Source organism: Ensifer soli, assembly GCF_041928815.1.
Classification (GTDB): Bacteria; Pseudomonadota; Alphaproteobacteria; order Rhizobiales; family Rhizobiaceae; genus JBHFEI01.
Map to the genome: position 1 here is coordinate 312,279 of NZ_JBHFEI010000002.1, position 16,092 is coordinate 328,370.

Consider the following 16,092-nt stretch of genomic DNA (forward strand, 5'->3'; position numbering starts at 1 on the left):
CCCGTTCAGCCGCCGAGATGGCGCCGTCCGGCCTTTTGCGCATGGGCGATCTGGCGCTTTCGCTCGCGATAGCGCTCCCGGTCCTCCTCGCTGCGGCTGCCGTGGCAATGGACGCAGGCGACCCCCTCCTCGTGCAGGGGAGACGCGGTGTCCTCGGCCGTCAGCGGCTGCCGGCAGGCATGGCAGAGGCGATGGTCGCCCTCCTTGAGCCCATGGACGACGGAGACCCGCTCGTCGAAGACGAAGCAGGCGCCCTGCCACAGGCTCTCCTCCTCCGGCACCTCCTCCAGATATTTGAGGATGCCGCCCTTCAGGTGGTAGACCTCGTCGAAACCCTGCTCCTTCATGAAGGCGGTCGCCTTCTCGCAGCGGATGCCGCCGGTGCAGTACATGGCGATCTTCGGCCGGTCGCCTAGGCCCGGGTTCGACCGCACCCAGTCCGGAAAGTCGCGGAAGGTGCGGGTCTTCGGGTCGAGCGCGCCACGGAACATGCCGATCGCGGTCTCGTATGCGTTGCGGGTGTCGATGACGATCGTGTCGGGATTGGCGATCAGCGCGTTCCAGTCGCGCGCCTCGACATAGGTGCCGACGGCCCGCAGGGGATCGACGGTCTCGACACCCATGGTGACGATCTCCTTCTTCAGCCGCACCTTCATCCTGAGGAATGGCATGGTGCCCGCGCGGCTCTCCTTGTGCTCGAGCCCGGCGAATTCCGGCTGCGCCCGGAGGAAGGCGAGAACCGCGTCGATCGCAGCATCGGTTCCGGCGATCGTGCCATTGATGCCCTCATGGGCGAGAAGCAGCGTTCCGCGCACGCCGCCCGCGTCGCAGACGGCCTGCAGCGGCGCGCGCAGGTCTTCGAAGCGCGGCAGGCGGGTGAAATGATAGAGCGCCGCGACACGGAAGCTGTTTCCGTCCGGCGCCTCGGCTCTGATGTCGGTCATGGCCGCTCCCATATCGCTTTCGTGCCCGGCAGGCAATCGCGCGTCCGCTCCCGCCTCAGTCGGGCGGAAGGCCGTGAAGGGCGAGCGTCTGGTTGGAATAGCGGCGATCGCCGGTCAGTTCGGCGCCGAGCCAGGCCGGCCGTTCGGGCCGGTCGGCCTCGCTGCGCAGCTCGACCTCCGCCACCGTCAGACCTTCGAGCGCGCCTTCGTAGACATCCACCTCCCAGACGTGGTCGCCGAAGGCGATGCGGTAGCGCGTCTTCTCGATGACGATGCCGATCGCGGTCGAAAGCATCTCCTCGGCATCGGCCACGGGCAGGTCGTATTCGAACTCCTCGCGCACCAGGCCGTATTTGCCGATCTTGACCGTCAGTTGCGCCGCGCCGCCGTCGACGATGCGGACGCGCACCGAGCGGTCGTCCATCGCCAGGACGTAACCCTGGCGGAATTTCCGTCCGCCGTCGCAGGCCGCGCGCCAGAGATCGGATGCGACCCTGAACTTGCGTTCGATCTCCTTGGCCAATAACCGTCCTCGCGTCATAGTGCCGTCGCGGTGGCGAGACTACAGGATGGGACCGGCCATGCAAGCCATGTCTTCGCGGCCGGGCGTTGCGGAGCAAGCGCGGCCCCGGTCGGCGATTTCCGGCGACGTCCCCGACGGACGCCCTCGACAAGCGGGCGCCGGCGGCGTATCGAAGGCAACATTTAAATCGTTTGAACGAGAGGATGAGACGATATGGGCGAGAATTCCGAAGCGCTTCTTTCCATTCTGAGGCTGCAGCCGGTCGTGCCGGTCCTGATCGTCGAGGATGCGGCGACGGCGGTGCCGCTGGCGCGCGCTCTGGTGGCGGGCGGTCTGAAGGCGATCGAGATCACGCTGCGCACCCCGGCCGCGCTCGATGCGATCCGCGCGGTCGCCAGCGAGGTTGAGGGTGCCGTCGCCGGTGCCGGGACGATCCTGAGTGCCGCCCAGTTCGACGAGGCGGTGGAAGCGGGCGCCCGCTTCATCGTCAGCCCCGGCGCGACCGGCGATCTTCTCGATATCGCCGACGAGAGCGACGTGCCCTTCCTGCCGGGCGCCTCGACGGCGAGCGAGGTGATGGGCCTGCGCGAGGAAGGCTACGAGGTGCTGAAGTTCTTCCCCGCCGAGCAGGCCGGCGGCGCGCCTTTCCTCAAGGCGCTCTCCTCGCCGCTCGCCGGCACGCTCTTCTGCCCGACCGGCGGTATTTCTCTGGCCAATGCGCGCGACTATCTGTCGCTGCCGAACGTCGTCTGCGTCGGCGGGTCCTGGGTGGCGCCGAAGGCGCTTGTTGAGGCGGGCGACTGGGGCGAGATCACCCGGCTCGCCGCCGAAGCCGCCGCGCTGCGCGGCTGACGCCGCTCGTCGCCTGGGTCGGCGACCGCGACGACGAGGCAAGCGGCATTTGTATTTTCCGATGCCGCTTCCTATCTCCCTGACGACAACGCGCCAAAAAGGGAGTGACGCCGCATGTTCGACGCTAAGAAGTTGCTGGACCAGTTTCTCGGGTCCGACATGCCGGTCGCCGGCGGCAGCCTCAGGGATCGCGCCGGCCAGGCGGTGCAGCTTGCCAAGGACAACCCGCTGAAGGCGGGCGCGCTCGCCGCCGTGCTCTTCGGCACGGGCACGGGGCGCGAGGTCGCCGGCGCCGCGCTGAAGCTCGGCGGCCTCGCCGCGATCGCCGGCCTCGGCTACACGGCCTACAAGAACTACCAGGCGGGGCAGGCGCCGGCCGCCAGCCAGGACGCGGTGCTCTCGACCCCCGAACTGCTGCCGCCGCCCGCCGATTCGGGCTTTGCGACCGACCGGGTCAGCAGCGATTTCGCCCTCATCCTCGTGCGGGCGATGATCTCGGCGGCGCGGGCCGACGGCCATATCGACGATGCCGAGCGTTCGCGCATCATCGACCGGCTGACGGTTTCCGGCCTTTCGAGCGATGCCACGGCGTTTCTCAACGACGAACTGTCGAGCCCGATCGACCTCGACGCGATCGTCGCGGCGGCGCGGACCGAGGAGCAGCGTGTCGAGCTCTACACCGCCTCGCGGCTCGCGATCGAGCCGAAGAGCCGGGCCGAGCGCGGTTATCTCGACCTGCTCGCCGGTCGCCTTGGGCTTGCCGATGCGCTGGTCGACCATATCGAGGCGACGGTCTCGGCCGCGAAGGTTCCGGCCTGAGGTCCTCGTGACGCCCCTTTGACGGCGCGTGCGGCGAAAAAGCGCTGCAGAGGCGCGCCGCATGGTCTATGGAGACGGCAACGGCCGCTTCGGCCGTTGCCGGCACGCCGCCCGCCCCGGTGCGGGCGGGGGGCATGCCGGGGTCTTTCCATTATCCGCCGCTCACGGCGGGCCGCCAACGGCTGATGGCCGGTGGTTGCAGCATCGTCGCCGAGGAGCGCGCATGTCCGATACCCCTTCGCCGCCCCGTTCGCCGGCTTTCGCTGCGGCCGTGATCCTGCTTATGTTCGGCCTTGCCTTCTTCTTCCTGCCGTCGCTGGTGCTCTCGGTCGCGGAGGTCTCGCCCTTTCTCGGCGCCGCGGCGGGTGCGGCCTGCGTGCTTGCCTTCTTCGCCGTCTTCTGGCTGCGCGCGCGCTACCAGCGCCGGCGCGGCTCCTAGAGCGTCTCCGGCCGAAGCTTGATCGCTTCGGCGTCGGACGATGCGGCAAAACAAAGCGACAGGACGTGCCGCGGAGTTCCGTCAGCGAGAGAGGGGACCCGGTGGTCCCGAAAAGACATACGACGGAAAAACAGTAGAAGGCCGTCCGGTTCGGAGTGAGCCTGACGGACCCTCTGCGCGGGCCGCGCGTGCTACGACTGCAGCGCGGCGGTGAAGAGGATCAGGCCGAGGAGCAGGACCATCAGCGCGCCGCCGATCTCGATGGCGTTCGAGACGCGCTGCGCAGCGGCGCCCGTTGCGGCATAGCGCAGCGCCGCTCCCTTGGCCGTCACCGCGAGCGTTGCCAGCACAGAAACGGTGATCGCCGTGCCGATCGACATGGCGAAGACCGAGAGCAGGCCGCCGGCATAGAGACCGTTGAGCAGGGCGAAGCTCAGCACGATCAGGGCGCCCGAGCAGGGGCGCAGGCCGACCGCGACGATCGCCGACCAGGCGTCGCTGAGGGCGAAGCGTTCTCCCTTGAGCAGCGCCGGATCCGGCGCGTGGGCGTGGCCGCAGCTGGCGCAGACCTCGCCCGGCGCATGGCTGTGACCGTGGTGGAAATGGCGGACGAGGGGCGCCTGCGCGTGTTCCAGGCGTGCCTCGACGCCCGTCGCCGGAAGGGCGGCGAAGCCGGTCGCGGCCGGTGCCGCCCGCATGGCCCGCGTCTTGCGCAGGAGCAGCCAGAAACCGAAGGCGGCGATCAGGGCGTAGCTTGCGATCTCCAGCGCCCGCGTCGCGTCGGTCATCGAGATCGAGGAGCCGCGCAGCACCAGGAAGGTCGCCCCGATCAGCAGGATCGCGACCGCGCCCTGCATCAGCGCCGACAGGAAGGAGAGGAGGATGCCGCGCCTCAGTTCCACCTCGTTGGCGATCATGTAGGACGAGATCACCGCCTTGCCGTGGCCGGGGCCGGCGGCATGGAAGACGCCATAGGCGAAGGAGAGCCCGATCAGCGGCCAGACGTTCCAGGGGCTCTCGCGCATGGCGCGCAGCGCCCCGGTCAGTGCCCGGTAGAAGCCCTGCTGCTCGGCGTTCACCCAGGCGAAGAAGCCGGCGAAGGGGCCGCCGCCGCTGATCGACGGTTCGGCCGCGCCGATGCCGAGCGGCGACTGCGCATGGGCGATGCCTGCGCCGACGACGAAGGAGAGCGCGAGCACCAGCCCCAGCCTTTGCAGCGACGCGCGGTTCAGCATGACAGTTCCATCCGCGTGGCGAAGAGCTTCGACATGTCGGTCCCGGTCGGGTCGTTGAAGAAGGCGTCGGTGAGGGAGGCCTGGTTCTCGGCGATCACCTCGTCCGGATCGGGGCGGACGACGTGGCGGGTACAGGCGGCGATCGTCGCGCCGCTGACGGCGAGGTCGTCGTCGGTCGGGAAGTCGACTGCGGTGTAGAGGGTCGGATCGTAGACGCCGAAGCTGAGCTTGCCTTTGAGCGGCATCGGCTCGGCCGGCTTCACGCTGAACATCATCAGCAACTGCCCGTCCTTGTAGTCGACGACGATCTGGTCCGGCTTCGCCACCTTGATGGATTTGCCGTTTTCTGAGATCGTCGTGTAGTAATTGTACTCCGCCAGCGATTCCAGCACCGTGTGGCCGACCTCGGCCAGTTCGTCCGGGTCGAGCGTCGCATTGGCGTTCTTGTCGAATTCCAGCACGACCGAGGCGGAGAACATGTCGTCGAAGCGCCAGACGTTGCGCAGTTCGGAGACCGCGCCGTCGTCGCCGGAAACGACCTCGAGCCGGGCTTCTGCGAAGATGTGCGGATGGGCGGCGGCGATCCGGGGCGCCGCGAGGCCGATCGCGAGGGAGAGAAGGAAGCGTCTGGTCATGCGGGCAATGTCCCTGGAGGCGGTTCGGCGTCGGTGATCGCACTGGACTGGTGCGGAATTGGGGCAGGATGAAGGTTCGCCGGAGCGGCTCATCCCGCCTGAGCCTGGGCGTTGCGGCGGAACCAGGCATGCAGGAAATCGACAAGCGTCCGCACCTTGGCCGGCAGGTAGCGCCGGTGCGGATAGATCGCGTAGATGCCGCGGTCGGTCGGCTGGAAGTCGTCGAAGAGGGAAACGAGCGTGCCGGCGGCGATTTTCGGCCGTGCGACGAATTCCGGCAGGCTGGCGACGCCGAGCCCGCTTTCGGCGGCGCGCACCGCCGAGAGCGGGCTGTTGACCTCGAACTGGCCGCCGACCGGCACGGTGAAGCTCTCGCCCTCGGCGCTGACGAAACGCCAGTTCGAATGGTTGCGGCCGTTGGTGTCGATGATGCAGGGCAGGTTCGACAGGTCGGTCGGATGGGTGATTGGTCCGGCCTTCTCGATGAAGTCGGGCGCGGCGCAGATCTTGATCGAGAAATCGCTGAGCTTGCGGGCGATCATCGTCGAATCCTCGAGCTTGGTGATCCGGATCGCCATGTCGAAACCCTCCTCGACCAGGTCGACGAAGCGGTCGTCGGAGACGATCTCCAGCGACAGTTCGGGATGCTGCCGGCCGAAATCGACCAGAGACTGGCCGATGTCGGCATCGACGAAGGTGCGCGGCGCGGTGATCTTCAGCCTTCCCTTGAGGTCGGAATTGTTGGCGCGCACGAGATCGGCGAGATTGTCGATCTCCTTCAGGATTTCCGACGCCGTCCGGTAATAGGTGTGGCCGGCCTCCGTCAGCGAGAACTGCCGGGTGGTGCGGTTCAGGAGGAGGGCGCCGAGTTCGTCCTCGAGTTCCCGCACATATTTCGACAGCAGCGCCTTGGAGCGCCCGATCCGGCGCGCCGCCGCTGAAAACCCTTCCGCATCGACGACGTCGATAAAGGCGCGCATGCGCGTCAATGTGTCCATCCGGCAGTCCCCTCATTGTTCACTTGGACTGAACGAAGCGGATTGTTTACGGCCGGGTAAAAAATGCAAGCGGCCGCGAAAAATCTCTTGATTGCGACAGGGATATTTCTTATCTCCCGCTCAGCCCAAAGTCGCACGTGCCTGTGGGTGTCCGCCGACCCTCGAACTGGGATATTCCCTAAGGTGAGGGTATCGGTAAGGTACCTGGAATTAACCCCTCCAGTCGTTCTTCCGGCCAACCGGGATGAGCGAGGACATCTTGAAGCAACGACGGTGCGGGCCTTTCTGGTGTCTTCCGGCTTTCCAACAGCCGGAGCTACTGAAGAGGCACACCTTCATTGCCGGACGTGCGGTCGGGTTTTCCCTCCCAATCCAAGGCAGACAAACCGGATCAGAGCCTCGGCTGGCTTTGATCCAACGTTCGCGCATCATGCGCATCTCTGGCTCCGGGGTCTCCACCGGCTGGGTCCAGAGGATGCATGTGCATGCGGTTTGTCCTCCACCCGCGTGGAGCATTCTGGATTGAAAGGGATCAGGGTTATGACCTCTGCACGCATCATCGACTTCATCAACACCCGCCGTCCGGAAGGCCCCTGCCTCGTCGTCGACCTCGACATCGTCGCCGGCAACTTCAAGGCATTCCGCCATGCGCTGCCGGACAGCGCCATCTATTATGCCGTGAAGGCCAATCCGGCGCCGGAGATCCTGCGCCTGCTCGCCGGCATGGGCTCCAACTTCGATTGCGCGTCCGTCGCCGAAATCGAGATGGCGCTCGACGCCGGTGCTACCGCCGCCCGCATTTCCTTCGGCAACACGATCAAGAAGGAGCGCGACGTCGCCCGCGCCCATGCGCTCGGCGTCTCGCTCTTTGCCGTCGACAGCCACGAGGAAGTGGAAAAGATCGCCCGCGCCGCGCCCGGCGCCCGCGTCTTCTGCCGCGTGCTGACCGACGGCGAGGGCGCCGAATGGCCGCTGTCGCGCAAGTTCGGCTGCGTGCCGCAGATGGCGGTCGACGTGCTCGTCTACGCGCACCAGCTGGGTCTGACGTCCTATGGCGTCTCGTTCCATGTCGGTTCGCAGATGACCAAGGTCGATGCCTGGGATTCGGCGCTCGCCGACGCCAAGCGCGTCTTCGTCCAGCTTGCCAAGCAGGGCATCGAGCTGAAGATGGTCAACATGGGCGGCGGTTTCCCGACCAAGTACCTGCGCGACGTTCCGTCCGCCGAAGCCTATGGCAAGGCGATCTTCGGGGCGCTGCGCAAGCACTTCGGCAACCAGATCCCGGAGACCATCATCGAGCCCGGCCGCGGCATGGTCGGCAATGCCGGCGTGATCAAGGCGGAGGTCGTTCTCGTCTCGAAGAAGTCCGACAACGACAACCATCGCTGGGTCTTCCTCGACATCGGCAAGTTCGGCGGTCTCGCCGAGACGATGGACGAGGCGATCCGCTACCCGATCCGCACCGCGCGCGATCAGGACGAGATGGAGCCCTGCGTGCTCGCCGGCCCGACCTGCGATTCGGCCGACGTGCTCTACGAGAAGAACATGTATCCGCTGCCGATCTCGCTTGTCATCGGCGACGAGGTGTTCATCGAGGGCACCGGCGCCTACACGACGACCTATTCGGCCGTCGCCTTCAACGGCTTCGAGCCGCTGAAGTCCTACGTCATCTGACGGCGGCGGGGCGGCGTCACGCCGCTCCAAGGCCAGGGATGAAAGGCCGTCTCCGGCATGCTGCCGGAGAGGCCGACCTCACAGTCATCGATCACCGCCGCTGATAACGGTTTTGGGTACGGGAGGCCGAGATGGCCGCTGTTCTTGATTCTGTGCGCGCCCTGTTTGCCCAGGACGCCTTCACCATCGCTGTCGAAAACCCCGGCGACGTCGTCGCGCGCGAAACCCTGCTCGACCGCGCCATGGGGCCGAACCGCCGGCGCAAGTCGTCCGAGGCGCTGCGCCGCAACCGCGTGCCGGCCGAGGGGCTGGCGCTCGTCGCCCGCGATTCCTCCGGCCATGTCATCGGCACGGTGCGGCTCTGGAACGTCGAGGCGGGGATCTCGCCCGCCGGCGAGCCCGTGCCGGCGCTGCTGCTCGGGCCGCTCGCCGTCGATTCCGCCCATGAGGGCAAGGGGATCGGCGCCGCGCTGATGCGGGCGGCGATCGCGGAAGCCAAGACGCGCGACCATGGCGCGATCCTGCTCGTCGGCGACGCGCCCTATTACGAGCGTTTCGGTTTCTTCGCCGACAAGGCGCAGCATCTCGTCATGCCCGGCCCGTTCGAGCGCCATCGTTTCCTCGGCCTCGAACTGAAGGACGGCTGGCTCGAAGGGGCTGCCGGCCTTCTCGTCGCCAGCGGCCGCAAGCTCGCGCGCGCGCCGATGAGGCGGGCCGCCTGACGGCGTTTCCGATCACCCGCCTTCAACAGCGCGTGAAGGCGGGGATTATTGTCCGGAAACGTCTTCGTCCGGCCGGATTTCGCGTCATTCTGGCCAAATGAAACCATGCGTCCTTCCACTTCTTCTCGGCCTCGCCGTTCCGCTCATCGCCACGACGGCACATGCGATCGATAGCGGTGCTGCCGTGTCGACGCCCGGCATTGCCTCTTCCTTGGGCGACGTCCTCGCGCGGGCGGACGCCCTGCCGGCCTTGAAGGCGGTGGTCGTCGCCCGCGACGGCGCCGTCGTCGTCGAGCGCGCCTATCATGGCCATCGTCTTTCGGCGCCGACCAACATCAAGTCGGCGTCGAAATCCATCATGTCGGCCCTGGTCGGCATCGCCATCGACCGGGGGCTCCTCACCGGCGTCGACCAGACGATCGCTCCGATCCTTGCCGGCGACCTGCCGAAGGACAGCGATCCGCGCATCGAGGCGATCACCATCGGCCATCTCCTGTCGATGCAGGCCGGCCTCGACCGCATGTCGGGCCAGAACTACGGCCACTGGGTGTCGAGCCGCAACTGGGTCCGCGCGGCACTCGCAGCACCCTTCGTCGACGATCCCGGCGGCCGCATGCTCTATTCCACCGCCTCCACCCACCTTCTCTCGGCGATCCTGACGAAGGTCGGCGGCCGGTCGACCTTGTCGCTTGCCCGCGACTGGCTTGGCCCCGTCGAGGGGTTTGCGATCGCCGCCTGGGATCGCGACCCGCAGGGGATCCATCTCGGCGGAAACCAGATGGCGATGACGGCCCGCTCGCTTCTGGCCTTCGGCGAGCTCTACCGCAATGGCGGGCGCACCGCCGCGGGCGTGCAGGTCGTGCCGGAAGACTGGATCGCCCGCTCCTGGGAGACCCGCACCCAGTCCCGCTTTTCCGGCGACGGCTATGGCTACGGCTGGTTCCAGCGCCGGATCGGCGGCGAGACCGTGCATTTCGGCTGGGGTTTCGGCGGACAGATGCTCTATGTCGTGCCGTCGCTGAAGCTCACCGTCGTCATGACCTCGGACGAGAGCGCGCCGTCGGCCCGCACCGGTTACCGCGACGACCTGCACGGCCTTCTGGCGCAGATCATCGGCAGGGTGGCTGCCGGCTGAGCCCTCAGCCGGCGATGTCCACCACGCCGCAGTCGCCGGCGGCACTGGCGAAGGCAAGGCGACGGCCGTCGCGGCTCCAGGCGAGCGCGCTGATCGCGCCCTTGCCGGGCCGGCGCAGCAGCACCTCCTTGGCGTCGCCGAAGCGGGCGGCGAGCACCATGCCGTCCTGGTAGCCTATGGCGACGACGTCCTCGACCGGATGGCAGCAGACTTCGGTGACCATGATGTCGGCACGGGTGCCGAGTTCGAGCGGCGCCTTGCCCATCGGCCCGTCCTTGGCCGAGAAGGGCCAGACGATCGCCGCCGGCGCGCCGGAGGAGGCGAGCCACTTGCCCTTGTGCGACCAGGAGAAGGATTTGACCTTGGCGGGATAGCCGGTCATGCGCATGTGGCGCATCTCGTCGCCCGGCTTGCCGTCGAGCTTCCAGCCATGCATGGCGTTTTCCTGCATGGTGGTGACGAGGAAGCGGTTGTCGGGCGAAAACGTCACGCCGGTATGGGCGCCCTTCCATTCCAGAACCTGCGGCTTGCCGCTGGTCGCGACCCAGTGCAGCGACACGCCGTTGTAGCGGGCGCAGGCAATGCGCAGCCCCTTCGGCGCGAAGGCGAGGCCCTCGATCGTGCGCTCCTCGCCGAACTCCGCGGTCTTTCCGTCCTTCTGGCGGACGAAGGCGCTTTTCCCGTAGGAATAGGCGACCGCGCCTTGCGGCCCGGCGGCGACCTGCGTGATCCACTTGCGCGGCACCTCGGCAAGAGGCGTCACTGTCCCGTCGGCTGCGATCCGCATCACCTTGCCGTCTTCGCCGCCGGTCACCAGCGTATCGGTCGAGGGATCGTGGACGGCGGTCAAAAGCCCGTCATGGGCCTCGCTCGTCCGGTGGCCGTGGTCGAGGCGGTGGATCAGGCCGCCCGCATCGGCGAAGACGGGAATGTCGCCGAGGAAGGCGGCGCGCACCACATGGCCGGAAAGATCGAGGTGGGCAACGGTCGGCATGTCAGGCTTTTTCCCGGATCTCGCGTTCGGTCCAGTCGAAGGTCACGGCAGTCTCCATCGGTATCACGCGCATGGCCCCCTCATAGGGATAACAGAACCATTTGTCCCAGTTTTCCTTGAGCCAGGCGGTGGAAATCGCGCCGGCGGGACCGGAGGCGCGCGGCAGAACGGCATAGACGAGGCCGGCCTTGTAGCCCGAGGCGACCATCAGGCCGAGGCCGGCCTCGTCGTCGCGCGGATGATAGACGAGGAGGTCGACCGGGCCGCTATCCGGCCCGAGGTCGTAATTCTCCGGCAGCCGCAGGATGTCGCCGACATGGAGCCGGTCGCAGCTGCCGAGGGCGGCCATCCCTTACGCCTGGCAGGCGTTGAAGGTGCGCTCCAGCCTTTCGCGGTCGAGATTGCGGCCGATGAAGACGAGGCGGCTTTCCCGCGCCTCGTTCTCCTTCCACGGGCGCTGGTGGTCGCCCTCGATGATCATGTGCACGCCCTGGACGACATAGCGCTGGTCGTCGCCCTTGAAGGCGATGATGCCCTTCAGCCGCAGGATGTTCGGCCCCTCGGTCTGGGTGATCTTCTGGATCCAGGGGAAGAAGCGGTCCGGGTTCATCTCGGCGCCGCGCAGCGACACCGACTGCACCGTCACGTCATGGATCGGCGAGGGGGCGTCGTGGTGATGGTGGTCATGGCCGTGATGATCATGATCGTGGTGGTGATGATGATCATGATCATGATCATGGCCATGGTGGTGATGGTCGTGGCCGCAGTCCGGACCGCAGGCATGGTCGTGATCGTGATGGTCGTCGCGGTCGAGGAAATGCGGATCGTTCTCGAGCGCGCGCTCGAGATTGAAGGCGCCCTGGTCGAGCACGCGGGTGAGGTCGATTTCCGAGCGCAGCGTCCTGTGGATGCGGGCGGTCGGGTTGATGACGCGCACCGTCGCCTCGATCTTCGCCAGTTCCTCGGGCGTCACGAGGTCGGTCTTGTTGAGGAGGACGACGTCGGCGAAGGCGATCTGGTCCTCGGCCTCGCGGCTGTCCTTGAGGCGCAGCGGCAGGTGCTTGGCGTCGACGAGGGCGACGACGGCGTCGAGCTCGGTCTTGGCGCGCACGTCGTCGTCCATGAAGAAGGTCTGGGCGACCGGCACCGGATCGGCAAGGCCCGTCGTCTCGACGATGATCGCGTCGAAGCGGCCGGGACGGCGCATCAGGCCTTCCACGACGCGGATCAGGTCGCCGCGCACCGTGCAGCAGACGCAGCCATTGTTCATCTCGTAGATCTCCTCGTCGGATTCGACGATGAGGTCGTTGTCGATGCCGATCTCGCCGAACTCGTTGACGATGACCGCGTATTTGCGGCCGTGGTTCTCGGAGAGGATCCGGTTGAGCAGCGTCGTCTTTCCCGAGCCGAGATAGCCGGTGAGAACGGTGACGGGGATGGGCTTGGCTTCAGTCGCTTCGGTCATGGCGGGTGTCCTTGGAATTTCGGCCTATATAGGGAGTTTCGCCGGCGATGTCCAAGAGGGCGAGGCGGCTCCGTCGAAAACGGCCGGGTCGAAGCCGTCGATATCCTGCATGAGCTCGACGAGGCCCGCCACCGCATGGGCGAGCAGGCGCTCGCCTTTCTCCGCCGTCGCGCGGGTCGCATCGCCCGCCGCCCCGTCCGGATTGAGGTCGCCCATCGTCCAGCCGAAGGCATGCGGTCCATAGGCGCGCAGATGGCGGAAGCGGGCGGCGAACTCGGCCTGCCGCGAGGGAAAGGCACGGGCCTTCGTCCTGTCGACCCGGTCGGGATCAAGCGCCAGCATCACCGAGGTCTCGATATCGCCGGCATGGATGTCGATCGCCTTGTCGGCGGGCGCGATCCAGCCGTCCGGCTGGCCGAAGCGCGTCCAGCTCGTCGCCACCGCCAGCATTTTGAAACGCAGCCGCGCCTCGGTCGCGACGATCGTCATCAGCGGCGCATTGCCGCCATGGGCGTTGAGCATGACGAATTTGCGCACGCCCTCGGCGGCAAGTTCCGCGGCGATGCCGAGCCAGCGCTCGATCGCCTCGGCATAGGAGAGGCTTTTCGTCACTGCCCAGGCCGTGTGCTCGACCGAGTAGCCGATCGGCTCCACGGGGAGAAACAGCGCCGGAACCTCGGCGGGAAGGGCCGCCTTCAGCCGGTGCGCCACCCCTGAAGCGATCCGCGTGTCGGTGTCGGCGGGCAGATGCGGGCCGTGCTGCTCCTCGGCGCCGAGCGGCAGGACGGCGATCAGCCGGCCGCGCCGCTCGCGGGGAACGGCGGCGAGCGCCTCCCTCCAGTCTTCCCTCAACGAATTCATGGGCGACGGATGCCTTTCCCGGGTGCTTGCCGCATGGTTGTCATCTCTGTCATAGATGAGGAAACGACCTGGAAAAGGCAATTCGCGAGGGAGCCCATGCCCAAGAAAAACAAGGCGGAAAAAAAGGCGAGGGACGGCGGCAAGAAGCTCGACCGGCTGCTCGCGGGCCAGGGGCAGGCGCCCGAGGCGGGCCCGCAGGATATCGGCTCGGCGCTGGTTCAGGCGGCGCGCTCGATGCGCACCGTACTGTCGCGCAACCTCGTCGCCTGCGGCCTCTATGCCGGCCAGGACGGGGTGATGACCGCGCTCGCCGAGACCGACGGGCTGACGGCCGGCGTCCTTGCCGCCCGCCTCGGCGTCAAGGCGCCGACCATGACCCGCACGATCGGCCGGATGGAGGCGCAGGGCTTTCTCGAGCGGCGGGCCGACGAGGGCGATGCCCGCCTGACCAAGGTCTATCTGACCGCGGCCGGGCGCGACCGGCTCGCCGCCATCGCCGTTGCGGCTCAGGCCTCGGAAGCGCAGGCGATCCGGGGCCTGAGCGACAAGCAGGTGCGCACGCTGCTGAAGCTCCTGCGCGTCGTCGACGGCAACCTGCATGTCCAGGGCGCGGCGCCGCCTGAACCCGTCTCCGAAGAGGAAGAAGCCTAAGCGCGCACGGGGATTGCGCCGTCGCTTTAAATCATTTAAAGAAATTTTAAAACGAGCGGTTCCGCCGCCAAGACATCCAGCACGTCCGGGAGGAAACGTGGCGCAGAAGATCAAGCTTTCGACCATCGCCGAAACGCTCGGCGTCTCGACGGCCACCGTTTCGCTGGCGCTGCGCGACAGCCCGCTCGTCGCCGCCGTCACCCGCGACAAGATCAAGGAACAGGCCCGCGCGCTCGGCTATATCTACAACCGCCGCGCCGCCAGCCTGCGCACCTCGCGCTCCGGCATCATCGGCGTCGTCGTCCACGACATCATGAACCCGTTCTACGGCGAGATCCTGAAAGCGATCGAAGCCGAACTCGACCGCGACCGCCAGACCTTCATCCTCTCCAACCATTACGATTCGGTGGAAAAGCAGCGCGCCTTCATCGAGACGCTGCTGCAGCTCGGCGGCGACGGCGTGATCATGTCGCCGGCGATCGGCACGCCGCCGGAGGACATCCGGCTCGCCGAGGACAACGGCATCCCGGCGATCCTGATCGCGCGCTCGATCGACGGCATGGACGTGCCGACCTTCCGCGGCGACGACGCCTACGGCATCTCGCTCGCCACCAACCACCTGATCAGCCTCGGCCATCGCTGCATCGCCATGGTCGGCGGGACGGACCAGACCTCGACCGGCCGCGACCGCTACCAGGGCTATGTCAATGCGCTGCGCAAGGCCAATATCGACGTGGACCCGGAGCTGCGCATCCCCGGGCCCCGCTCGAAGCAGGGCGGGTTCGAGGCGGCCGTCCATCTCCTGTCGCTGCCGCAGAAGCCGACGGCGGTCGTCTGCTGGAACGACCTCGTCGCCATCGGCATGATGAACGGCATCGCGCGGGCCGGGCTGGTTCCGGGGCGCGACGTCTCGGTCACCGGCTATGACGACCTCGAGGAGGCCTCGATCGCGACGCCGGCGCTGACGACGGTCTGGAACGGGCAGGCCGAGGTCGGGCGCTCCGCCGCCCGCGCGCTGCTCGACAAGCTGAGCGGCAGCCACGAGCCGGACGGCATCCACCTGATCAAGCCGGAGATGCGCATCCGCCAATCGACAGGACCGCTGCGCACCGGCCATTGACCCGCCCGCCGGGCCGGGAGCCCCCACCGCTTTTCGAGGACTGATTCCGAATGACCGACGCACGCCCGCCCATCCTGCTTCTCGGCCCGATCAGCCCCCGTGTCGGCGAACGGCTCGCCGCCGCCGGCTTTCCGACGGTCCGGGCCTCTACCGCCGATCCGGCGCTGCTTCCGGCCGAAGCGGCGTCCGTCCGCGGCGTCGCCGTGCACGGCGCGGCACCCGCCCGCCTGATGCAGGCGCTTCCGCAGCTGGAAATCGTCGCGAGCTTCGGCGTCGGCTACGACGCGGTCGATGCCGGACATGCGGCGAAGAGCGGCATCGTCGTCACCCACACGCCCGACGTCCTCAACGAGGAGGTCGCCGACACCGCGATCGCGCTGCTCCTCAACACGCTGCGGGAACTGCCGCAGGCGGAGACCTGGCTGCGGGCCGGGCGCTGGGCGAAGGAGGGTCCCTACCGCCTTTCGCCGCTGACGCTGCGGGGCCGAACGGTCGGGCTCTACGGTCTCGGGCGCATCGGCATGGCGATCGCCCGTCGCCTGGAGGCCTTCGGCGTCGGCATCGAATACCACACCCGAAGCGTCCGCGCCGGCGTTCCCTGGCGCCATCATCCGACGCTTCTGTCGCTCGCCCGTTCCGTCGACACGCTGGTCGTGATCGTGCCCGGCACGGCCGAGACGCGCCATTCCGTCGATGCGGAGGTTCTGGAGGCGCTCGGCGCCACCGGTGTCCTTGTCAATGTCGGCCGCGGGTCGACCGTCGACGAGGCCGCCCTGATCGATGCCCTGTCGCGCGGAGTGATCGCCGGCGCGGGGCTCGATGTCTTCGATGACGAGCCGCGCGTGCCCGAGGCGCTCATCGCGCTGCCGAACGTGTCGCTGCTTCCCCATGTCGGCTCCGCATCGGTCGCGACGCGCGCGGCGATGGCCGATCTCGTCGCCGACAATCTCGTCGCCTGGTTCGACAGGGGCCATGCGCTGACCCCCGTGCCTGAAACGCCGTTTGCGCGCAAAGCCGCCGGTTGA

Annotated in this window: 18 protein-coding genes; 9 read left to right on the plus strand and 9 right to left on the minus strand. The window is 67.5% G+C overall.

Annotated elements, in window-relative coordinates; translation table 11 throughout:
- Positions 1-5 precede the first annotated feature (5 nt).
- Both trhO and ACEVQ6_RS04160 read right to left on the minus strand, forming a co-directional pair.
- On the minus strand, positions 6-944 hold the full coding sequence (gene trhO / locus ACEVQ6_RS04155; RefSeq protein ID WP_374887636.1) for an oxygen-dependent tRNA uridine(34) hydroxylase TrhO: 939 nt from the start codon (positions 942-944) through the stop codon (positions 6-8).
- Between the two features lie 55 nt (positions 945-999).
- Positions 1,000-1,467 carry a CYTH domain-containing protein gene (locus ACEVQ6_RS04160; protein ID WP_374887637.1) on the minus strand — a complete coding sequence of 156 codons (468 nt, stop codon included), beginning with the start codon at positions 1,465-1,467 and terminating at the stop codon, positions 1,000-1,002.
- Positions 1,468-1,680: 213 nt separating this feature from the next.
- Between ACEVQ6_RS04160 and ACEVQ6_RS04165 the strand changes: the two genes are divergently transcribed.
- The 3 genes from ACEVQ6_RS04165 to ACEVQ6_RS04175 all read left to right on the plus strand — a co-directional run bounded on the left by ACEVQ6_RS04165 (position 1,681) and on the right by ACEVQ6_RS04175 (position 3,577).
- Complete coding sequence (locus ACEVQ6_RS04165) at positions 1,681-2,319, plus strand: 2-dehydro-3-deoxy-phosphogluconate aldolase (RefSeq protein WP_374887638.1); 639 nt, start codon at positions 1,681-1,683, stop codon at positions 2,317-2,319.
- 114 nt (positions 2,320-2,433) lie between these two features.
- Positions 2,434-3,138, plus strand: a complete 705-nt coding sequence (locus ACEVQ6_RS04170; protein WP_374887639.1) for a tellurite resistance TerB family protein — start codon at positions 2,434-2,436, stop codon at positions 3,136-3,138.
- A gap of 223 nt (positions 3,139-3,361) precedes the next feature.
- Positions 3,362-3,577 (plus strand): hypothetical protein, encoded by a 216-nt coding sequence (locus ACEVQ6_RS04175; RefSeq protein WP_374887640.1) that lies wholly within the window; start codon positions 3,362-3,364, stop codon positions 3,575-3,577.
- Positions 3,578-3,768: 191 nt separating this feature from the next.
- Here the strand turns inward: ACEVQ6_RS04175 and ACEVQ6_RS04180 are convergent, their stop codons facing one another.
- The 3 genes from ACEVQ6_RS04180 to ACEVQ6_RS04190 form a co-directional block, all read right to left on the minus strand.
- Positions 3,769-4,812 (minus strand): nickel/cobalt transporter, encoded by a 1,044-nt coding sequence (locus tag ACEVQ6_RS04180; RefSeq protein WP_374887641.1) that lies wholly within the window; start codon positions 4,810-4,812, stop codon positions 3,769-3,771.
- Positions 4,806-5,447 (minus strand): DUF1007 family protein, encoded by a 642-nt coding sequence (locus tag ACEVQ6_RS04185; RefSeq protein WP_374887642.1) that lies wholly within the window; start codon positions 5,445-5,447, stop codon positions 4,806-4,808. Before ACEVQ6_RS04185 ends, ACEVQ6_RS04180 begins: the two co-directional genes overlap by 7 nt.
- A gap of 89 nt (positions 5,448-5,536) precedes the next feature.
- Positions 5,537-6,445: a LysR family transcriptional regulator gene (locus ACEVQ6_RS04190; protein ID WP_374887643.1), complete on the minus strand. Its 909-nt coding sequence runs from the start codon at positions 6,443-6,445 to the stop codon at positions 5,537-5,539.
- Positions 6,446-6,985: 540 nt separating this feature from the next.
- On the opposite strand from ACEVQ6_RS04190, the gene odc2 reads away from it, so the two are divergent.
- The 3 genes from odc2 (at position 6,986) to ACEVQ6_RS04205 (ending at position 9,976) form a co-directional block, all read left to right on the plus strand.
- Positions 6,986-8,119 (plus strand): ornithine/lysine decarboxylase, encoded by a 1,134-nt coding sequence (gene odc2, locus ACEVQ6_RS04195; protein WP_374887644.1) that lies wholly within the window; start codon positions 6,986-6,988, stop codon positions 8,117-8,119.
- Positions 8,120-8,250: 131 nt separating this feature from the next.
- Positions 8,251-8,841, plus strand: coding sequence for a GNAT family N-acetyltransferase (locus ACEVQ6_RS04200; protein ID WP_374887645.1), 591 nt, complete (start codon positions 8,251-8,253; stop codon positions 8,839-8,841).
- A gap of 97 nt (positions 8,842-8,938) precedes the next feature.
- Positions 8,939-9,976, plus strand: a complete 1,038-nt coding sequence (locus tag ACEVQ6_RS04205; protein ID WP_374887646.1) for a serine hydrolase domain-containing protein — start codon at positions 8,939-8,941, stop codon at positions 9,974-9,976.
- A gap of 4 nt (positions 9,977-9,980) precedes the next feature.
- Here ACEVQ6_RS04205 and ACEVQ6_RS04210 read toward each other — a convergent pair whose 3' ends face one another.
- Genes ACEVQ6_RS04210 through ACEVQ6_RS04225 form a run of 4 tightly spaced genes read right to left on the minus strand, consistent with a single transcriptional unit; the run spans position 9,981 to position 13,296 of the window.
- Entirely contained in the window at positions 9,981-10,970 is a 990-nt protein-coding gene (locus ACEVQ6_RS04210; protein ID WP_374887647.1) for a WD40 repeat domain-containing protein, read from the minus strand.
- Between the two features lies 1 nt (position 10,971).
- Positions 10,972-11,319 carry an Imm45 family immunity protein gene (imm45, locus tag ACEVQ6_RS04215; RefSeq protein ID WP_374887648.1) on the minus strand — a complete coding sequence of 116 codons (348 nt, stop codon included), beginning with the start codon at positions 11,317-11,319 and terminating at the stop codon, positions 10,972-10,974.
- Positions 11,320-11,322: 3 nt separating this feature from the next.
- Positions 11,323-12,435: a CobW family GTP-binding protein gene (locus ACEVQ6_RS04220; RefSeq protein ID WP_374887649.1), complete on the minus strand. Its 1,113-nt coding sequence runs from the start codon at positions 12,433-12,435 to the stop codon at positions 11,323-11,325.
- A 24-nt stretch (positions 12,436-12,459) separates the two neighbouring features.
- Entirely contained in the window at positions 12,460-13,296 is an 837-nt protein-coding gene (locus ACEVQ6_RS04225; protein ID WP_374887650.1) for a creatininase family protein, read from the minus strand.
- Between the two features lie 96 nt (positions 13,297-13,392).
- On the opposite strand from ACEVQ6_RS04225, the gene ACEVQ6_RS04230 reads away from it, so the two are divergent.
- The 3 genes from ACEVQ6_RS04230 to ACEVQ6_RS04240 all read left to right on the plus strand — a co-directional run bounded on the left by ACEVQ6_RS04230 (position 13,393) and on the right by ACEVQ6_RS04240 (position 16,092).
- A complete protein-coding gene (locus tag ACEVQ6_RS04230) occupies positions 13,393-13,947 on the plus strand; it encodes a MarR family winged helix-turn-helix transcriptional regulator (protein WP_374887651.1) in 555 nt (184 codons plus the stop codon).
- A gap of 97 nt (positions 13,948-14,044) precedes the next feature.
- A complete protein-coding gene (locus tag ACEVQ6_RS04235) occupies positions 14,045-15,067 on the plus strand; it encodes a LacI family DNA-binding transcriptional regulator (protein WP_374887652.1) in 1,023 nt (340 codons plus the stop codon).
- A 50-nt stretch (positions 15,068-15,117) separates the two neighbouring features.
- Positions 15,118-16,092 carry a 2-hydroxyacid dehydrogenase gene (locus ACEVQ6_RS04240; RefSeq protein WP_374887653.1) on the plus strand — a complete coding sequence of 325 codons (975 nt, stop codon included), beginning with the start codon at positions 15,118-15,120 and terminating at the stop codon, positions 16,090-16,092.